This window comes from uncultured Endozoicomonas sp., assembly GCF_947495845.1.
Taxonomy (GTDB): domain Bacteria; phylum Pseudomonadota; class Gammaproteobacteria; order Pseudomonadales; family Endozoicomonadaceae; genus Endozoicomonas.
The window spans coordinates 13,317-32,167 of record NZ_CANMAO010000015.1; the positions used below are offsets into that span (position 1 = coordinate 13,317).

At 47.8% G+C, this 18,851-nt stretch carries 16 protein-coding genes; 7 read left to right on the top strand and 9 right to left on the bottom strand.

The window, feature by feature from the left end; all coding sequences use genetic code 11:
* Window positions 1-4: 4 nt before the first annotated feature.
* Genes sdhA through sdhC form a run of 3 tightly spaced genes read right to left on the bottom strand, consistent with a single transcriptional unit; the run spans window position 5 to window position 2,517 of the window.
* The gene (gene sdhA, locus Q1B11_RS11345; protein ID WP_299732413.1) at window positions 5-1,777 is read right to left on the bottom strand and encodes a succinate dehydrogenase flavoprotein subunit; all 1,773 of its coding nucleotides are present in this window, start codon (window positions 1,775-1,777) and stop codon (window positions 5-7) included.
* A gap of 3 nt (window positions 1,778-1,780) precedes the next feature.
* On the bottom strand, window positions 1,781-2,149 hold the full coding sequence (gene sdhD, locus Q1B11_RS11350; RefSeq protein ID WP_299732416.1) for a succinate dehydrogenase, hydrophobic membrane anchor protein: 369 nt from the start codon (window positions 2,147-2,149) through the stop codon (window positions 1,781-1,783).
* Window positions 2,143-2,517 (bottom strand): succinate dehydrogenase, cytochrome b556 subunit, encoded by a 375-nt coding sequence (gene sdhC / locus Q1B11_RS11355; protein WP_299732661.1) that lies wholly within the window; start codon window positions 2,515-2,517, stop codon window positions 2,143-2,145. Before sdhC ends, sdhD begins: the two co-directional genes overlap by 7 nt.
* 485 nt (window positions 2,518-3,002) lie before the next feature.
* Here sdhC and gltA point away from each other — a divergent pair, with 485 nt between their 5' ends.
* The 4 genes from gltA to Q1B11_RS11375 all read left to right on the top strand — a co-directional run bounded on the left by gltA (window position 3,003) and on the right by Q1B11_RS11375 (window position 7,418).
* Window positions 3,003-4,295: a citrate synthase gene (gltA, locus tag Q1B11_RS11360; protein WP_299732419.1), complete on the top strand. Its 1,293-nt coding sequence runs from the start codon at window positions 3,003-3,005 to the stop codon at window positions 4,293-4,295.
* 309 nt (window positions 4,296-4,604) lie between these two features.
* Window positions 4,605-5,747 carry an efflux RND transporter permease subunit gene (locus Q1B11_RS11365; RefSeq protein ID WP_299732422.1) on the top strand — a complete coding sequence of 381 codons (1,143 nt, stop codon included), beginning with the start codon at window positions 4,605-4,607 and terminating at the stop codon, window positions 5,745-5,747.
* A 152-nt stretch (window positions 5,748-5,899) separates the two neighbouring features.
* Window positions 5,900-6,472 carry a D-alanyl-D-alanine dipeptidase gene (gene ddpX, locus Q1B11_RS11370; protein ID WP_299732425.1) on the top strand — a complete coding sequence of 191 codons (573 nt, stop codon included), beginning with the start codon at window positions 5,900-5,902 and terminating at the stop codon, window positions 6,470-6,472.
* Between the two features lie 25 nt (window positions 6,473-6,497).
* Window positions 6,498-7,418 carry a cation transporter gene (locus Q1B11_RS11375; protein ID WP_299732428.1) on the top strand — a complete coding sequence of 307 codons (921 nt, stop codon included), beginning with the start codon at window positions 6,498-6,500 and terminating at the stop codon, window positions 7,416-7,418.
* Between the two features lie 198 nt (window positions 7,419-7,616).
* On the opposite strand, the gene Q1B11_RS11380 is transcribed toward Q1B11_RS11375, so the two are convergent.
* Genes Q1B11_RS11380 through nirB form a run of 4 tightly spaced genes read right to left on the bottom strand, consistent with a single transcriptional unit; the run spans window position 7,617 to window position 14,424 of the window.
* Window positions 7,617-10,298, bottom strand: a complete 2,682-nt coding sequence (locus tag Q1B11_RS11380; RefSeq protein ID WP_299732431.1) for a nitrate reductase — start codon at window positions 10,296-10,298, stop codon at window positions 7,617-7,619.
* A gap of 12 nt (window positions 10,299-10,310) precedes the next feature.
* The gene (locus Q1B11_RS11385; protein ID WP_299732434.1) at window positions 10,311-11,540 is read right to left on the bottom strand and encodes an FAD-dependent oxidoreductase; all 1,230 of its coding nucleotides are present in this window, start codon (window positions 11,538-11,540) and stop codon (window positions 10,311-10,313) included.
* Window positions 11,541-11,542: 2 nt separating this feature from the next.
* Window positions 11,543-11,887 carry a nitrite reductase small subunit NirD gene (gene nirD / locus Q1B11_RS11390; RefSeq protein ID WP_067586848.1) on the bottom strand — a complete coding sequence of 115 codons (345 nt, stop codon included), beginning with the start codon at window positions 11,885-11,887 and terminating at the stop codon, window positions 11,543-11,545.
* The gene (gene nirB, locus Q1B11_RS11395) at window positions 11,887-14,424 is read right to left on the bottom strand and encodes a nitrite reductase large subunit NirB (RefSeq protein ID WP_299732444.1); all 2,538 of its coding nucleotides are present in this window, start codon (window positions 14,422-14,424) and stop codon (window positions 11,887-11,889) included. The genes nirD and nirB overlap by 1 nt, the downstream gene beginning before the upstream one ends.
* A gap of 173 nt (window positions 14,425-14,597) precedes the next feature.
* On the opposite strand from nirB, the gene Q1B11_RS11400 reads away from it, so the two are divergent.
* Window positions 14,598-15,020 (top strand): YacL family protein, encoded by a 423-nt coding sequence (locus Q1B11_RS11400; protein WP_299732447.1) that lies wholly within the window; start codon window positions 14,598-14,600, stop codon window positions 15,018-15,020.
* On the opposite strand, the gene pdxB is transcribed toward Q1B11_RS11400, so the two are convergent.
* Window positions 15,017-16,183, bottom strand: coding sequence for a 4-phosphoerythronate dehydrogenase PdxB (gene pdxB, locus Q1B11_RS11405; protein ID WP_299732450.1), 1,167 nt, complete (start codon window positions 16,181-16,183; stop codon window positions 15,017-15,019). The genes Q1B11_RS11400 and pdxB overlap by 4 nt on opposite strands.
* A 293-nt stretch (window positions 16,184-16,476) precedes the next feature.
* On the opposite strand from pdxB, the gene Q1B11_RS11410 reads away from it, so the two are divergent.
* Window positions 16,477-17,541, top strand: coding sequence for a hypothetical protein (locus tag Q1B11_RS11410; RefSeq protein ID WP_299732453.1), 1,065 nt, complete (start codon window positions 16,477-16,479; stop codon window positions 17,539-17,541).
* A gap of 44 nt (window positions 17,542-17,585) precedes the next feature.
* Complete coding sequence (locus tag Q1B11_RS11415; protein ID WP_299732456.1) at window positions 17,586-17,756, top strand: hypothetical protein; 171 nt, start codon at window positions 17,586-17,588, stop codon at window positions 17,754-17,756.
* 133 nt (window positions 17,757-17,889) lie between these two features.
* Here Q1B11_RS11415 and Q1B11_RS11420 read toward each other — a convergent pair whose 3' ends face one another.
* The gene (locus Q1B11_RS11420; protein ID WP_366139454.1) at window positions 17,890-18,606 is read right to left on the bottom strand and encodes a hypothetical protein; all 717 of its coding nucleotides are present in this window, start codon (window positions 18,604-18,606) and stop codon (window positions 17,890-17,892) included.
* Window positions 18,607-18,851: the final 245 nt, after the last annotated feature.

An 18,851-nucleotide genomic window follows, 5' to 3' on the forward strand; every position in this document is an offset into this window, starting at 1 on the left:
TCCCTTAATAGGTTCTGGCTTTGGGAGGGAAGGCCTCCATGGTCGTCGGAGCAAAGTTCACCGCCCGCTTACTCACTGATTTATCCAGCGGTGAGTACAGAGAGTGAGCCAGCCAATTCTCGTCGTCACGCTCCTGAAAATCATTACGGGCATGAGCACCGCGAGACTCTTTACGCACTTCAGCGGATACGGCTGTAGCGTAGGCGACCTCATAAAGATTCCCCAGTTCAAGTGCTTCGATACGAGCCGTATTGAACGCGTTACTCTTGTCTTCCAGATGCAGGTTGCCCATGCGTTCGCCCAGCTCATCCAGCAGTTTAAGACCTTTCTGCATACTCTCGCCTTCGCGGAATACACCAAAGTACAGCTGCATAGTGCTTTGCAAATCGGCGCGCACTTTGGCAACACTTTCACCCTTGGAAGAACCGTTCAAACGATCCAGACGGGAAAGTGCAGCATCAAGGTCACTGGCAGAAGCATCGACCGCATCAAAGCCTTCTTTCAGATTCTTTTCGATCTGAATACCGGCTGCGCGACCAAACACCACCAAATCCAGCAGAGAGTTACCACCCAGACGGTTAGCGCCGTGTACGGATACGCAAGCCGCTTCACCGCAGGCATACAACCCTTCAATGATTTCATCATTACCTGCTGCATCCTGACGCAGAGCCTGACCACCAACATTGGTGGGAATACCACCCATCATGTAATGGCAAGTAGGTACGACAGGAACAGGTACTTTTACCGGATCCGCATGAGCGAAGGTTTTTGAAAGCTCACAAATACCCGGCAGACGCAGGTTCAGGGTTTCTTCACCCAGATGATCCAGCTTCAACAGAACGTGATCTTTATTGGGACCACAGCCGCGACCTTCCAGAATCTCGATAACCATGGAACGGGCAACCACATCACGACCGGCAAGGTCTTTCGCGTTGGGTGCATAACGTTCCATAAAGCGCTCACCTTCACTATTAATGAGGTAACCACCTTCACCACGACAACCTTCCGTCACCAGCACGCCGGCACCGTGAATACCGGTTGGGTGGAACTGCCACATTTCCATATCCTGCATGGGGTAACCCGCACGCAGCGCCATACCAATACCATCACCGGTATTGATCAGGGCATTGGTTGTGGAAGAATAGATTCGTCCAGCTCCGCCAGTAGCCATAACGGTGGCTTTTGCTTTGATGTAAACGGTCTCGCCGCTTTCAATATCAATCGCAATAACACCAGCAATCTGGCCTTTCTGGTTTTTCACCAGATCGACGGCGTACCATTCATTCAGGAATGTCGTGCCGCCTTTTAAGTTCGCCTGATATAGCGTGTGCAGCAGTGCGTGACCAGTACGGTCTGCCGCCGCACACGTTCTCGCAGCCTGACCGCCTTTACCGAAATCTTTGGACTGACCACCGAAGGGACGCTGATAAATACGACCTTCTTCAGTACGGGAGAACGGCAACCCCATGTGCTCAAGCTCAAACACCGCTTGTGGGCCAACAGAACACATATACTCGATAGCGTCCTGATCGCCGATATAGTCCGACCCTTTTACGGTGTCGAACATGTGCCAGCGCCAATCATCATTGGGATCATCACTGGCAATTGCACAGGTAATACCGCCCTGGGCAGAAACCGTATGCGAACGGGTAGGAAATACCTTGGTAACACAGGCAGTCTTAATCCCCGCCTGGGTCAGCTGAAGCGCAGCACGCATGCCGGCGCCCCCGCCACCTATAACAATGGCATCATAGGTAAGGGTACGAAGTGCTGACATCGATTAAAGCCCCCAAAGAATCTGCACGCCCCAGACTACATAGCTGAAGAGCGCAATAAAGCATACAACCTGTACAGGAAAACGAACCAGCACCGACTTACTGCCGAACGTGCGATCGTTAAGATAATCTGTTGTTATAGTCCACATCCCTACCCAAGCATGCGCCAGAATAGAAATAAGGGTCAGCAGACTAAAAATCTTTACCCAGGTCTGATCAAACAATTCCGCCCACTGGGTGAATTGCAAATCCGGGTTCGCCACAAGGTACCCAAGCAGGAAGACAGAATATGCACCAAGAATAATGGCCGTCAGCCTTTGCAGCATCCAGTCGTAAAGCCCACTGCGGGACAAATTGGTGATATTGGTTACCATACCCACACCCCCGCAAGGATAATCAATACAACGGAAAGCACCAGAGTCACGATTGCGCCAAATTTGCCAGACTCTTTTCCATCACCTATATCCACATCCATAAGAAGATGCTTCACACCGGCAACGAAGTGATAAATCAGGACAGACAAAATCCCCCAGACTATAAACTTGACCAATGGTGACAGTAAAAGAGACTTCAAAGACCCAAACGCTTCCTCAGAAGTAAGCGACAGCTCTAGTCCGTATAAGAGAAACCCCAGCCCTACAAATAGAATTATTCCCGATATGCGATGCAGTATCGAAGTGTATGCAGGCAAGGGTAGTTTGATTGTTGTAATATCTAGATTGACAGGTCTTTTGCTATTCACTCTTTTTGCCCCAACGCCCGATGGCGTGCACAGCAGAATCAGCAAGAACATCCAGGTTCTCTGGACCCTACAGAACGCAGGAATAAATCGTTAAATCCTCATAAAACGATCTTCCTAAAAACACCCGAAAAAACAGTAACAATCGCCATGAAAATCACTGCCTCTGCGGCTTCGGGTCGGAGTATATACACTCTACCAAGTAATTACAATTGCTCACTTTGTTAAGCAAATACCCCTAAAACATTCCGAGTAATTTGTCATCATTATTACGGGTTACATAAACAAACAGTTCGTTTGACAAAAAAATATATCGCTCTATAGTGGTCGAACCGTAACACCGAGCCATTTATACCTAATAGAATATTTATTAAACAGGCCTTCGGTTTTCTCTGAGAATTTGTGTTTTTTAAGAATAATGCACCTACGGTCACCCTGACCTGGAATGCAACTATAACGAGACCAAACGGCAAGACAGGAGGCCATAAATGGCTGACAAGAAAGCTCTACTCTCCATTGACGGCATGGAACAGCCATTGGAGTTACCGATTTACTCAGGCACCTTAGGTCCTGATGTTGTTGATGTAAGGGGCCTCACTTCTGGTGGTTTGTTCACTTACGACCCAGGCTTTGTTTCCACTGCATCCTGTGAATCAAAGATCACCTTTATTGATGGTGAGAAAGGCGTACTGCTGCACCGCGGCTACCCTATCGAGCAACTGGCAGAAGAGTCTGACTATCTCGAAACCTGCTACCTGCTTCTGTACGGGGATCTTCCAAGCCGGCAGGAAAAGGAAAATTTCGAAAACACCATCATGCGTCACACCATGATCCACGAACAAATGAGCGATCTGTTCTCCGGATTCCGTCGTGATGCGCACCCGATGGCTATTATGTGTGGTGTTGTCGGCGCATTGTCTGCCTTCTATCACGACTCTCTGGACATCACCAACGAAGTACACCGTGAAATCTGCGCCTATCGTCTGATTTCCAAAATGCCAACACTGGCAGCCATGGCGTACAAATATTCTGTTGGCCAGCCTTTCGTTTACCCACGTAATGATCTGAGCTATGGCGGCAACTTCCTGCACATGATGTTTGCAACGCCTTGCGAAGAGTACGAAGTAAAACCGGTTCTGGCTAAAGCCATGGATCGCATCTTCCTGCTACACGCAGATCACGAGCAGAACGCCTCTACTTCCACTGTTCGTCTGGCTGGTTCTTCTGGTGCGAACCCATTTGCCTGTATTGCTGCCGGTATTGCAGCACTCTGGGGTCCTGCCCACGGCGGTGCCAACGAAGCAGTGCTGGTCATGCTGGACGAAATCGGTGATGAATCCAACATCGAAGAATTCATCGCCCGCGCGAAAGATAAAGAAGATCCGTTCCGCTTGATGGGCTTCGGTCATCGCGTCTACAAAAACTTTGACCCGCGCGCCAAAGTGATGAAGCAGACCTGTGATGAAGTTCTGAAAGAGCTAGGTCTTGAAGATGATCCAATGTTCAAAATTGCCAAGCGTCTTGAAAAGATTGCTTTGGAAGATGAATACTTCATTAAGAAGAAGCTTTACCCGAACGTTGACTTCTATTCCGGTATCATCCTGAAAGCACTGGGCATCCCGGCCGAGATGTTTACCGTTATCTTTGCCACTGGCCGTACACCAGGCTGGATTGCTCACTGGCACGAGATGATCAGCGGTGAATACCGCATTGGTCGCCCGCGTCAGTTGTACACTGGTGAAACGAAACGTGATTATGTAGCTGTAAATAAGAGAAAATAATTTTTCTTATTCACCAAAAAAGGGATCATTGATGATCCCTTTTTCTATCCCAGCCCCCCTACACTTCCCCCTCACTGATAAACATTGAACTTTTCAACCAATCCTGGTTAATGAACATTCACCGATGCGGCTCATACCTCTCAGACATAACGCACCTAGGGGCCTGCTTGCCCCACCGCGATGATAGTAAATTGGTCTAAAAGCCCTACTTTGTTCAGCAAATAGCACCACTATTCACTTCACAAAACGGATTTTTTATCCTCAATTTTCTACCATCGCGGTAGGCCGCTATTCTCGGTCAGCCTCCTGGTGGATTACCAACACCGGGATCAATCAGTCCATGAACTATTGTCGTCTATCTATGACCAACTCATCCAGACCAGTGGCTTACGCCTGCTGCCGGGTGGAGCCTATGACACCAGCATGTTTATGTTTGTGGACACCGATCTGAAGATAGACAAACTTCTGGCTCGCTTGAATTTTAATCGCGATCATATTGCCGATATGGGCATGACGGTATCCTCGGTTGCCAGTCAGGTGTCGTCCCTTCTATCCGAGCAGGAAGTGAATCGCTACGATGCCAGTGGCAGAGCATATAAAGTCATTCCCATGGTAGAACATCAAGACAGAATGCATCTGGACGCCATTTTAGATCTTCAGATTCGATCCGCTGCCGGCACAATGATTCCTCTGCGCTCCATCGCCAACATAGAAAAAACCGTTGGCCCAAGAGTGATGGGGAAATTTAACCAACAGAACGCTTTCCGGATTTTCGGTGGCATCGTTCCCGGTGTCACCAGTGATCAGGCACTGTCGGCACTGGAAGCAAAAGCCCGGGAGATTCTGCCTGAAAGTTACACCATTGATTACGCCGGAAATAGCCGTCAGCTTCGGCAAGAAGGCAGCAGCATTTTGCCTGTGCTGAGCGTAGCCATTTTTATTGTTTATCTTGTGCTGACCGTACAGTTTAATAGCTTCCGCGCACCACTGGTGGTCTTACTCGGCTCCGTTCCACTGACGCTGTCCAGCGCGATGGCACTGGCCTTCCTGAACCTAACCATCATGAATATCTATGCCCAGATCGGTTTTATCACTCTGGTGGGACTGATTGCTAACAACGGCATCTTGATGACGGAGTTTGCCAATGAGCTGCAGCATAATGGCCAATCAAAACTGACCCCCATCATTGAAGGCGCAAAAGTACGTTTGAGACCCATATTGATGACGACCGCGGCGACGGTACTGGGTCACTTCCCTCTGATTCTGGTCAGCGGTGCCGGTGCGGAAGCCCGAAACAGCATCGGCATCATTCTGGTTGCCGGCATGTTGATGGGCAAGTTCTTTACGCTGTTTGTTTTGCCGACCCTTTACCTGCTCCTTGGTGAATACTATGGCAAGGTCGGTAGAAAAACGGCTAAAACTCAGCACAACCTCTCAGATCAGCTAGATTGATGTAATGAATTAACGTCAGCATAAGTGCATATTTCGCGCTTATGGGGTTGTCGCAAAACCCCAAAGCATGGAAACCAAGGCTTTTGAGACACCTTCTTATGTTGGCGAGTAACATCATAAAATCAATATAATGACTGATGAGGGTAGAACGCATGGCGTTGAGTGCGACAGGGCAACTGGTTCAGATCACCAAAGAAGAATACGATGTTGAACTGGAAATCGCCTACGCCACCAGTAACAACTTTACTGGCGAGCCCGTCTACAAAGCCCCCCTCTGCTACATCCACCCTGAAGCTGCTAACCGACTGAAAAGAGCCATCGCGTTGTTAGCTCCACTTAACCTGAAACTGAAAATCTGGGATGCCTTCCGCCCATTGGCAGCACAAGCTGCATTATTTCAACACTTTCCCAATCCAGCATACATCTCACATCCAAAAACTGGTCCCCGTACTCATTGCAGAGGCGTTGCCATTGATCTCACCATTATTGATCAATACGGTAAAGAACTGGAAATGGGTACCATGTTCGACGACTTCCGAACCGTCGCCCATCACGGCAATGAACAGGTTTCGCTGGAAGCCCAGAAAAACCGGTTTCTGTTGGCTGGCGTCATGAACGTTGCCGGCTTTGATACCTTTGATACTGAGTGGTGGCACTATCAGCTGCCCGATCTTGAAAACTACCCAATCATTTCAATAGAAGACACGCCCGCAGGCCTTGCCTAACAAACGATGACCTTCGTTGTATTGTATGAATCATCCGCTGTGGCTGAATGAATGCACCATTTTGCGCTGCTCTGTTTATCTGGAGCTGTTCTTTGGTATTACCGGCCTGATGGTTGCCTGGCACAGCGGCTCTCAGGCGGTATTTCTGGATGGCGGTTATTCATTGATATGCACATTAACCATGATGGCCAATGTGCGAATAGCCAGGCTCGTTACTAAACATCCGACACCTGAAAAACCATTTGGCCGAGCACCCCTTGAGCCATTGATGCTTCTATTGGAAAGTAGTCTTTTGCTGTTAATGTGCATCTCGTTGTTGACCATGGCCATCTATGAGATATCAACCGGCGGCTATCTACCTGAGTTCAGTTTGGCCCTTGCCTACGAAGTGTTTTCAATGATCGTTGGCGGTTCGGTCGCCGTGCTCTTTCTGTTTGTCCATCGAACCACCCATTCCCCATTGATCTATTTTGAATTTCAGGAATGGTTGTTGGATGCAGTACTAAGCACTTCAGCGACAGTCGCATTCACCATCGCCCATTGGCTGGGCACAACCCATCCGATAACCCCCTATATTGACTCCATTCTGACGTTGCTATTGGTTGGCCTGCTTATTCGCCTCCCTATCAAAACATTTAGCAAAAACTTCAGGCAGCTGTTGTTTACAGCGAAACCTGAAGCTCAGTTGATTGAGCACATTAACAACAGTCTTTGGAATTTAGAGAATCCATTAACAAAAGAAATGATGAACATTCATATCATCAGAATTGGTCGGTGGCACTTGGCAAATATCACCATAAACATCCAGAGTGATACACCTTGCCCCACTTACCATGAGCTGGGAAAAATAAAATCAGCTGTAGAAAACAGCATGTTGGAAAAACATCAGTACATTAAGGTTAATCTCCAACTGTCTCTATCAGACTATGGAGCCGTCCCGAAATAAGATCCACATTTACTGAGGCATTGCAGCATCGTTGAGACGGCTATCCGTAGTCCGTGACTCGTGGTCCGCAAAAGCGAGGATGGCCCCAGCTTTTTCCGGATAACGGATAACGGATAACGGATAACGGATAACGGATAACTTTAATTGAAATGAAAAGTTATTTCAGGATAAATCCTAAGTGAACAAACATTTTTTAGATCATTCTATACTGGCAATCAACTGTCGTATTTCAGGCACACATGAACCGCAGTTAGTACCCGCTTTTAAATATTCCCCGACTTCAGCAGCTTCACGTAAATTGTTGTCCCGCACAGTCCGACAAATCGTCTTCTCACCCACACCAAAACAAGCACACACTTGTCTTCCAGCGTCTTCACCTTTGGGAGGGGTGCCAGAAAGAAAGTACCACGCTTCTAATGCCGTGACCGATTTACCAAAACAGGACTGCAGCCATTGCCTGTCACAAGCTGAGCGGCCTTCACCGAACATCCAGATCGCCTGCACCTGATGTTGATCCAGCCATAACACACGACAACCATCATATTGAGAGCCAGATTTAGCATCAACATACTCAATTTTTTCAAAGCGCTTATTGAAATCAGATAGAGCAGACAGATTATCAAGCCCAGATCCGGCTAACTCATATCGAAAACCCTGTTCACTTCGCACTTCGGTTACATACTCAACACCAGTGAACGAGAGTTGCTCCCGGGAAAACAGTACACCATTTCCCGTATGATAAAATGGTTCCAATTTTACCGGGGTATGCTTTAAATCCGGTTGTTTTGATACCGGGTCCACCACGGGATTCACTAATACACCACAAAACCCCGATTGGCTGTTTTGTCGGGTCCAGTGCATGGGCATAAACACCTCACCCACTCGTTGAGCCTCTGAGTGCTTCACTCTAACGATGGCATCACCAAACTCAGACGACACCTTACACAACATTTGATCCTGTAGTTGCCACGAGCCTGCATCTTCCGGATGAATGGCAAGGAATGGTTCGTCTGTATGCTGATTCAATCTTGGCGATAACCCAGTCCGAGTCATCGTATGCCAGTGATCCCTTACACGCCCGGTGTTTAAGAGCAGCGGGTATTCAGCATTGATCGAGTTAGCGGCTTTCTGCCAGTGAGTGGGAACAAACTTCGCCCTTCTATCCTCGGTATAAAAACCACCAGTACTGAACAGTCGCTGCTGGCTTTTGTCTTCAATCACTGGCCACTGGAACGGGTCCATTGATTCGTATTCATGATCAGAAATAGACGCCTTGGTTCCGATATTAAAATCACGGATTTTTCCGGCTGCATTGTTTTCAAATCCTGACAGCGCTGCATGCTCTCGAAAAATATCGGCACTGTTTGCGAAATCGAATGCGTCAGAATGCCCAAGCCGCTTAGCGACCTGAGTCAGTATCCACCAATCGGGTTTGCTTTCTCCTGCCAGTTGAAAAAGGGCTCGCTGCCTTGAAATACGACGTTCTGAATTCGTAACGGTTCCGTCTTTCTCACTCCAGGGGGCTGCGGGCAAAACAATGCCTGCAAGTGCTGTAGTGTCGGTTTTTTCAATGCAGTCAGACACCACCACTGTTGGGCATTTTTTCAGCGCTTTTATAATACTTTTGCCGTCGGGCATACTGACCACAGGGTTTGTGCCCATCACCCAGAGAAAACGAATGGCGCCTCGATCAATGGCTCTGAATAAATCCACCGCCGTTTTTCCAAGCGAGCGAGCCATGTTAGTTGTGCCCCAAAATCGCCCTACCCGATCAATATCTTCTGGTGAAAAATCCATATGAGCGGCCAGCTGATTTGCCAAGCCGCCCACTTCTCGGCCACCCATGGCGTTGGGCTGCCCAGTTAACGACAATGGTCCACTGCCCGGCAAACCAATTCTTCCGGTCGCCAAGTGACAATTAATAATGGCATTCACCTTATCGGTACCAGAGGATGATTGATTCACACCCTGAGACCAGGCGGTTACCGTTTTTTCTGTGGTCGAAAACCAGTGAAAAAATTGAAACACTGTGTCTTGATCAAGGCCGCACAATTCAGAGAGTTGGGAATAATCCCGAAAACTGGCTCGAGCCACTTCAAGGGACTGCCCAAAATCATTGGTGTGTTTTTCAATATACGGCAGATCGATAGTACCTTGCTCTGCCAACCAGGACAGTAATCCATTAAAGAGTAATGCATCAGTTCCCGGTCGGATGGGCAGATGAAGATCGGCAATATCACAAGTGTCGGTTTTTCTCGGGTCGATAACGACAACCTTCATCTCCGGCCGTTGCTCTTTCATGGCTCGAATCCGTTGAAAGAGAACCGGATGACACCACGCCGTGTTCGAACCCACCAGAATCAGCAGACTGGCCATTTCCAGATCTTGATAAGTATTGGGCACAGTATCAGACCCAAACGCCCTTTTCTGGCCTGCGACAGTTGACGCCATACACAAACGGGAATTGGTATCCATGTTGGCGCTGCCAATAAACCCCTTCATTAGCTTATTGGCCACATAATAATCTTCGGTGAGTAACTGACCTGAGCCATACAATGCCACCGCATCCGGCCCATACTGCTCAATGGTTTCCTGTAGGCGCCGGGTGACTTCATCCAGCGCCTCCGACCACACAACGGTTTTACCATGGATTTTTGGATGCAGTAGCCGCCCTTCCAGCGATACGGTTTCACCCAGTGCACTGCCTTTAGAACATAGCCGTCCATAATTTGCCGGGTGATCTTCCCGCCCTTTTATCTCTACTACGTGCAGATCAGGATCAATGACGTTGGCAGTAATGCCACAACCCACACCACAGTAGGCACATGTCGTATTTATAGTTTTTGAAAAATCAGGTTTTACAGACGCACATACTGCCATGGTATTTCCTTATTATGCGGCGGGAAGGAAACGCTGTCCGAACAGAAGCTGTTGCCGGAAAGGTGAGATATCAGTGGAAGACGCCATCAGCTCCTGATACCAGAGGCCGTCGGTCACATCGCCATAAAGGAGCACCCCCTTGATGCGATTATTGTTGATCACCAATTTGCGATAGAGCTGTGAGTCAGGGGCATGCAGCGTACTAACTTCGTCGGATTCAGCAGGATTAAACTCACCACTGGAAAACACATCCACGCCATCCACTTTCAGGTTAGTGGGAATAGGCACCGGTACAAACGCTTCACGACTCCCCCCCAGAAGGTGTGAAGCGACAATCTCCGCATGCCTGTAGACAGGCGCAACCAGACCAAACAGCAAAGACTGATCGCTGTACTGCATTTCAACACACTCACCCATGGCCATAATGGCCGGGTCTGATGTCTGCAACTGGTCGTTTACCAAGACACCGCGCTGAGACTTCAAGCCACAGGCTTTCATAAGGTCGATATCGGGTCGTACACCCGCCGTCACAATCACCAGAGAAGCGGGTAGATAATCCCCTTCCAATTGAACACCACACACATGACCATCAACCCCATCATAGGATTTCAAGCGAGCCTGGCTGCGAAACTGAATCCCCCGGCTTTCCAGGGTTTGTCGCAGAAGCAAACCGGCGTCAGAATCCAATTGTCTGGCCATGGGGGTCGGCATATTATCGACAATGGTCACGGACATGCCCCGCTGCACCAAACCGCTGGCACATTCGAGCCCCAAGAGTCCACCACCAATGACCACCACATACTGATGGTTACCTTCCAGCATTCGATTGACATCTTGAAGAGTACGAAATGACATCACCCCTTTAAGGTCTGCTCCCGGTACTGGTATCCGATTAGGCTGTGATCCCGTTGCCAGAACCAGACGATCATAACTGAATGTCTTCCCTGATTGAGTAGACACCTGTTTAAGATCACGATCGATATTGACAACCTGCCCATCTTCTCCGGTAAACAGCTTAATTCCCTGCTCTTGATACCATTGCAATGGCTTGAGCTGTATGCCATCAAGATCAATAGCGCCGGCCAGTAATTTGGATAACTGAATGCGGTTGTATCCAGTACTGTCCTCTGCTGAGAGAACGGTTACCTCGAACGGACAGCTACCCTTAGCAAACAACTGCTCCAGCAGACGAACACCACCCATGCCATTGCCAATAACCACCAATTTTGGTTTTTCACCCATCGTCAGGCTACCTGCTTAACCAATGGCGCCGTCATTACCTGAACAACGCCATCTACTGTTTCTATTGGATAAACATTCAAACTAATACTGTCGTCTTCGAGACACTGGCCCGTTCTCAGGTCAAAATGCTGTTTGTAAATTGGCGAAGCAACCACCAGCCGGCCTTTCAGATCGCCCGTAATGCCTCTGGAAATCACATTAATTTCACTGAAAGGATCAAAGTTATCCAGGGCAAACAACTCACCTTCGACACAAAAAATCGCCACTTGCTGACCATTGACCAAAGCGCACACGCCTAAGCCATTAGTCAATTGTGAGTACTGACAAACCGGTATCCACTGGCTCATTACGACACCTCCTGAAGCGTGATTTTTTCTTCTTTTGATGCAGGGCGACGTTGGTCCCGCTCACTGACAAACACCACATTGCTGTCCAACTCGTCGCTGTTCACAAAGTGACTGAATCGTTGCAGCTTCTCAGGGCTCTCCAGTGTCGTTTTCCATTCGCACTGATAAGTGCCCACCAGATGGGTCATTTCATTTTCCAGCTCCTGGTTAATACCCAAGCTGTCGTCGATAATCACCGACTTAAGATAGTCCAAACCACCTTCCAGATTATCCATCCAGACGGAAGTACGCTGCAGCCTCTCTGCTGTACGGATGTAAAACATCATGAAGCGATCGATGTATTTCACCAACGTTTCATCATCCAGTTCCGTCGCAAACAGGTCTGCATGGCGGGGTTTCATACCGCCGTTACCGGCGACATAAAGATTCCAGCCTTTTTCGGTGGCAATGATGCCCACGTCTTTACTTTGAGCTTCCGCGCATTCCCGGGTACAGCCGGAAACGGCCATTTTTACTTTATGAGGAGAGCGAACACCGCGATAACGATGTTCGATGGCAATGGCCATACTGGTACTGTCCAACACGCCATAACGACACCAGGTACTGCCGACGCAGGATTTAACCGTACGCAATGATTTGCCATAGGCGTGTCCGGTTTCAAAACCGGCATCCACTAACCGTTTCCAGATGGCCGGCAATTCATTCACATGGGCACCGAAGAGATCAATCCGCTGGCCGCCGGTAATTTTGGTATAGAGTTTGAAATCCTTAGCCACTTCACCAATAACAATCAGCTTCTCTGGTGTGATTTCACCGCCCGGCACTCGAGGCACGATGGAATAAGTGCCGTCTTTCTGGATGTTGCCCAGAAAATAATCGTTAGTATCCTGCAGCGGCGCATGTTCATTTTTCAGGATGTAATCATTCCAGCAGGACGCCAGAATAGAACCAATGGTGGGTTTACAGATATCGCACCCTTTGCCTTTACCATGACTGACAATCACCTCATTAAACGACGCCAGTTCGCCAACCCGAACCAGGTGGTAAAGCTCCTGACGCGAATAAGGAAAATGCTCACAGATGTCCTTTTTCACTTCCACGCCAAGCTGTGTGAGTTCACTGTCTAACACCTGCTTCACCAGCTGAGCACAGCCTCCGCAACCTGTACCCGCTCCGGTTTCTGCTTTCAGGGCACCAATATCCTGACATCCCCCGGCAACCGCACCCACCAAATCCCCTTTACTGACATTGAAGCAAGAACATATCTGCGCAGTGTCTGGTAATGCAGCAATACCCAGCCCCTGAGGAGCAGCGCCATCACTTTGCGGTAAGATTAATTCAGCCGGATTCTTTGGCGGTACCATGTCGTTCAACATCATTTGCAACAGGTTGCCATACTCATCTGCATCGCCCACCAGCACCGCACCCAACACCCGCTTTTTGGTTTTGGACACCACCAGTTTTTTATACACTTTTTTCTCATCATCAATAAACTGGTAGCTCAGCGAACCTTTAGTCTGTCCATGAGCATCACCAATACTGGCCACATCCACGCCCATGAGTTTTAGCTTGGTACTCATATCTGCGCCACGGAACTGGCTATCTGTTTTCCCGGTCAGTTGATCAACCGCTATCTGTGCCATTTGATAGCCCGGCGCAACCAAACCGTAAATCTTACCTTCCCAGAGCGCACATTCACCAATCGCAAAAATAGCAGGATCAGACGTTTGACACTGGTCGTTTATAACAATCCCGCCTCGCTCTCCCATGACAAGTGCTGACTGTTTCGCCAATTCATCTCGAGGGCGAATGCCCGCTGAGAATAGAATCAGATCCGTATTCAGTACCTCTCCATCCGCAAACTGCATCTGATGCACGGCACCATCACCGTCGGTAATCAATTTTGTGTTTTTGCCGGTATGGATAGAGACGCCCAATGCTTCGATTTTCTGACGCAGCATGGCACCACCGCCATCGTCCACCTGAACAGCCATCAATCTCGGAGCAAACTCAACGACATGGGTTTCCAGACCAAGGTCTTTTAATGCTTTCGCCGCTTCCAGCCCCAGCAGCCCGCCACCCACCACAACGCCGGTTTTGCTGCTTCGAGCACCTTCCGTAATGGCTTCAAGATCTTCGATGGTGCGATAAACAAAACAGTTCTCACGATCATGGCCTGGCACCGGAGGTACAAAAGGATACGAGCCCGTTGCCAACACCAGTTGATCGTATTGAATGGTTTGTCCTTTGCTGGTTACCACCTGTTTTACATCACGATCAATCTGTTGCACGGTTTCATTTAATTTCAGATGAAGGCCGTCCTGTTGGTAGAAGCCTTCTTTAACCATGGAAAGCGCTTCAGCAGAACGCCCGCTGAAATATTCAGACAGATGCACACGATCGTACGCAGGCCGTGGTTCTTCACCAAAAACAGTAACCTGATAATGATCGAGACCACCAGCAGCCACTAGCTTTTCAAGAAAGCTGTGGCCAACCATTCCATTCCCAACAACAATCAGGCTTTGTTTAGCACTCATTCGTACCCATCCCCATCAAATTCAACCATGGCATCTGCAAGTGCTGTGCCAGCTGCAAAATCATAGGGTGTCTGTGAAGTTCATTGTGATAAGTGCACCAAAACTAAAATCCAGCCATACAAGTGCGCAAGAAAATGGTGCATTGTGTTCGAATTACGTATTGGCAACGGGCTGTGAATCAATACAATGTCATGCCCGTTTACTTATTGGTTGACCAGATCTTTCACACTATGGATTACCACTTCCAGCGTAACTTTACCGGCCGCCCTGAGGCGCAGTTTTCCATGGACCATGAAGCCATGGGCATCTGGTTGACGGAAGAGTTGGGGGATAACACCAAACAGTTCGAGCATCTGGTGCAGGTGATCGATAGTCTGGAGAAAGGACAACGGTGGGAGTATTTTGATGATGGTCGGGATTTCCGCCTGCATCTGACCCGTGAAGTTGCCGAAGTGAGAGCCGCTCTGTTGGATACCGATATGGCATCTGATGAAATGGAAGAGATGGACTACTACGACAGTGAGTCCATCAGTCATTGCGGGCTGGATGATTTTAAAAGCCTGCTGCTCGACTGGCAGCGCTTCATATCAACTTAATGCTCATCCACCATCCGAAAATTCAGCGCCTGAAACACCGCCTCCACGGATGAATCACAATCTTTCAAATGCACCCGCAGGGTGTTGAACTCTCTGCGTTGCGGGTACTCTTTTCGTAGCTGATCAAACGCTACTTTTCGATCGGCTTCCTGCTTGCCCATCAAGGCGCTGCGCATAAATGCATCATCACGACGAATATCGTAAACTGCACGAATGGCCTTTGAACAAGTTTCTGAAAAATAAGAACCTTCGTTGAACCTCATCTCTTTTAGGACAGGGAGCGGTGTGATCGCGGGCAACCTTACCCGGGCAGGCAAACCAAACTGTTTGCAAAACGCTTTATAGATCATTTCCGTACCGCGAATCTTGCCATCAAGGCTGTAGCCCGCAATATGGGGCGTGGCAATAGCCACCAAGCTCATCAACTCCGGATCAGCATCGGGTTCATGTTCCCAAACATCCAACACCACCGTTAGGTCATTACGATGCTTAAGCGTGTGTTTGAGCGCCTCATTATCAATCACTGGCCCACGGCCACCATTGATCAGAATGGTTCCGGGCTTCATGGCCTGAAGTTGCTCTGCACCCATCAAATGAAACGACGGATGTTGCCCATCTTTGGTGAGTGGCGTGTGGAGACAGATAACATCGCACTGTTGAATCAAGTCTGGCAGGGGCAAATATCTGTCGTGATCGTCAGGATGATTTTGTGCCTCAATAAAAGGATCGCTGGCATAAACCGGAATACCCAGTTTCTCCATAACCCGATATAAGAGGCCGCCCACCTGCCCTTTACCGACAATGCCGACGGTTCTTTGCTTGAGTTCAAACCCGGCTTGCTCCGACAGAATATCCAGAGCAGCGAGCACATACTCGGTCACCGCCGTTGCATTACAGCCAGGGGCATGGCTGAAAGCGATGCCCTGGCTGGTCAGATAGTCTTTATCCACATGATCAAACCCAGCGGTGGCAGTAGCAACAAACTTCAGAGAACTGCCTTCCACCAATTCACGGTTCACTTTGGTGACTGAGCGTACCAGTAATACATCCGCATCCTTGACGTCTTCATTTGAAATAGTTCGTCCTGGGAGCGCGATAACCTCTCCCATCCCCCCAAAGCATTCCATTAATAAAGGAATATTTTCGTCAGCAATAATTTTCATGGATTTAGTGCGCACATAGACCATTTAGGACAAGCAAGTTAGTTGTTCAGGCATGTTATAACAACATGAAGACAAACAGGAACTCTATTAAGGAATGAACAGGCAGTTGGAGTGACTTATTAAAGCTGGACACCTGTGAAGACCACCTCCCACCTGATACGACTAACGTCTTAATATATCAATAAAAAATTGACTAATGTCTAAGTTAAGGGCGGAAAAATCACATTATGAGGAGCTACAGTGAATAGTATATCTGCCATTTAATGGCACTAATTCGGAATATGGATATTTACATGATTACAATAAATCACAATCCAGTATTACCATTGCTCGCTGAGCATGAGACAGGCAACACCGCTGCATCTGTTGATGAAGCACCGTATCCGAAGAAGTTGAATCGCGCATCCATTATTGCGGTTAAGCCCAATTCTATTCTCACCACAATAGGCAACATTTTTAAGCCTTTTGGCAAAGTCATAAGAGAGCGTGTGCTTAAGCTGTCACAGCCCGATCCTCTCAAACAAAAAATCACCACCATTAATCATCCCAATAGTCAAAACACTATTGACTTTATGGCATTAAAAAGAGAAAAGCAGCAAGATGCCATAACCAAAGCGGCATTCACCATTATGAACAAAAGCAAGGCATTGATTCAAAAAGAACCTCTACCAGAGAGCAGTTCTATTAAAAGCCTTAGCCGCCATCTTAAGAAGCTTGCTGTTCTGAAAGCCAAATTAAAATCTTCTTATAACGATGGAAACAAGCTACTGCAGAAAATAAACAACAGTCATTTCAAAGATGATGAGTCTATGATAAAAATTCATCATAAGCTAAACCTTTCAGTTATCTCTCTAAAAGAAAAAATGTCACAGGTAGATTTAGAATCTACCTGCTATAAGCAAAAAATCAATGATAAAATTGAAATCAAAAAACACCAAACCCATTACGGGTATAAACGGTTGCTTACTACTAATCCGAGCATGGTTGCAAGTACCATTGAAGACAAAATACACAAAAATCTAAACTCACTTGTAAAGATCGCCACAGCTAAATCAGGTGAACCCCTATTGAAAATGGGGCGCGCAGCTTTTAGCCATATTTCATGCGTTGCAAGACGTAATAAAGCAAGTAAGAAACACATCAATATGCTACTCATAGATGCAATCAAGACCGTTGATGCAGCACTTCAAGATACTGATGTTAATAAGGCGCCCCTGGATTCAGATGAACTTTGGAATGGCTTCGAGGCAGCTCTGAAAAAATTGGATAATCAGAGGCCCTATGAAGAAGCTGCAAGGGAATTGTTCCGCCCTGTTACCCAGGCTGAGAGTAATAAGTCTGATGTCATCATCGATTAGAAGCTTTTGCATACCTCAACCCAACAATGAAAATGGAGATTCACATGAAAGGAGTGAACCACGTACAAGCTTTTAAAGCTCAGTACATTAATCAGCAGTCAACAGAAGGCACAGCCACCAATCCAAAAAAGCTGAATTTTACTTCTATCAAAGCAATCAAAATAAAAGCCATCATCAAAAAGGCAGGTGGGATTTTCAGCAGCAATTCACGCTGACAGCTTATTAATACTCAAATTAATTGGTAATTCAAACCGCCATTTATTCAGGACGAACGAAGCCACGCTGACTAATGAGCAACAATATCCGCAAGTTCTGAACACAGGTTAAACAGGGCTATCTTGAGTGCCACTATGTGGTATCAACAACCAAATATTTCAAACTAACACTGCGGCCTTCAATAATTGCTGTGAATAAATCCTCCCAGTTATCGATGATGAACCAGTCAAACAAGCCACGAATCGCATGCCATAGCGCCTTTTTGGACTTCTTTGCCTCAAGAGCCTGCCGGAAAAACTTGCAAGCCAACTGCTCTATCTGGTTGATGAGGAAAGCGGTGAACGTCAGGCTGGCCAGATTGGTCGCCAGGTGCTGCTTTCCGTGCCCGTAATTGTGTTCGAGATGATAGCCCTGTGTTTTCAGTGTGTTAAACGTTTCGTTCTCAATTTTCCACCTGGCGCGGCCTCCAACCTGCCCTTTCCCGACAATACCCACCGTTCTCTGTTCCAACTCAAAGCCGGATTGCACAGAAATAAGATCCAGGACAGCCACGACATATTCGGTCACAGCCGTCGCATTACAACCCGGTGCATGACTGAAGGCGATCCCCTGGCTGGCCAGATAATCCCGGTCAACATGGTCAAAGCCTGCAGTAGCAGTGGCTACAAACTTTAAGGAACTCCCCTCAACCAGAGCCTGATCTACCTTCGTCACCGAGCGTACTAACAGCACATCAGCATCTTGAACATTCTGGTTGGAGATAGTGCGGCCAGGAAGCGGTACCACCTCCCCCATTCCCCCAAAGCATTCCATTAATAAAGGAATATTTTCGTCAGCAATAATTTTCATGAATTTAATTGAAGTAAGTGCCAAAAAGAGCCGTCACGCTGTGTTTGGAGGCATGGTATACCAATGGACATCCGACAGAAATAGTAGAACACCCAGACGACCAAAATCAGGCTATACCCTCTATAATCAATAGAACGATCTAAAACCATGATACTTTTATGACGCAACAGGGCTTGAAGTCAAAGCACAGCCGCAATATCTCCCCTGTCATCAGCTAGATTAAATCTATACCCGGTCACAAAACC

Excerpts from the sequence above, each read along its gene's own strand:
- sdhA (WP_299732413.1), bottom strand. The coding sequence starts at position 1,777 with ATGTCAGCACTTCGTACCCTTACCTATGATGCCATTGTTATAGGTGGC.
- sdhD (WP_299732416.1), bottom strand. The coding sequence starts at position 2,149 with ATGGTAACCAATATCACCAATTTGTCCCGCAGTGGGCTTTACGACTGG.
- gltA (WP_299732419.1), top strand. The coding sequence starts at position 3,003 with ATGGCTGACAAGAAAGCTCTACTCTCCATTGACGGCATGGAACAGCCA.
- ddpX (WP_299732425.1), top strand. The coding sequence starts at position 5,900 with ATGGCGTTGAGTGCGACAGGGCAACTGGTTCAGATCACCAAAGAAGAA.
- Q1B11_RS11375 (WP_299732428.1), top strand. The coding sequence starts at position 6,498 with ATGAATCATCCGCTGTGGCTGAATGAATGCACCATTTTGCGCTGCTCT.
- Q1B11_RS11380 (WP_299732431.1), bottom strand. The coding sequence starts at position 10,298 with ATGGCAGTATGTGCGTCTGTAAAACCTGATTTTTCAAAAACTATAAAT.
- Q1B11_RS11385 (WP_299732434.1), bottom strand. The coding sequence starts at position 11,540 with ATGGGTGAAAAACCAAAATTGGTGGTTATTGGCAATGGCATGGGTGGT.
- nirD (WP_067586848.1), bottom strand. The coding sequence starts at position 11,887 with ATGAGCCAGTGGATACCGGTTTGTCAGTACTCACAATTGACTAATGGC.
- nirB (WP_299732444.1), bottom strand. The coding sequence starts at position 14,424 with ATGAGTGCTAAACAAAGCCTGATTGTTGTTGGGAATGGAATGGTTGGC.
- pdxB (WP_299732450.1), bottom strand. The coding sequence starts at position 16,183 with ATGAAAATTATTGCTGACGAAAATATTCCTTTATTAATGGAATGCTTT.
- Q1B11_RS11410 (WP_299732453.1), top strand. The coding sequence starts at position 16,477 with ATGATTACAATAAATCACAATCCAGTATTACCATTGCTCGCTGAGCAT.
- Q1B11_RS11415 (WP_299732456.1), top strand. The coding sequence starts at position 17,586 with ATGAAAGGAGTGAACCACGTACAAGCTTTTAAAGCTCAGTACATTAAT.
- Q1B11_RS11420 (WP_366139454.1), bottom strand. The coding sequence starts at position 18,606 with ATGAAAATTATTGCTGACGAAAATATTCCTTTATTAATGGAATGCTTT.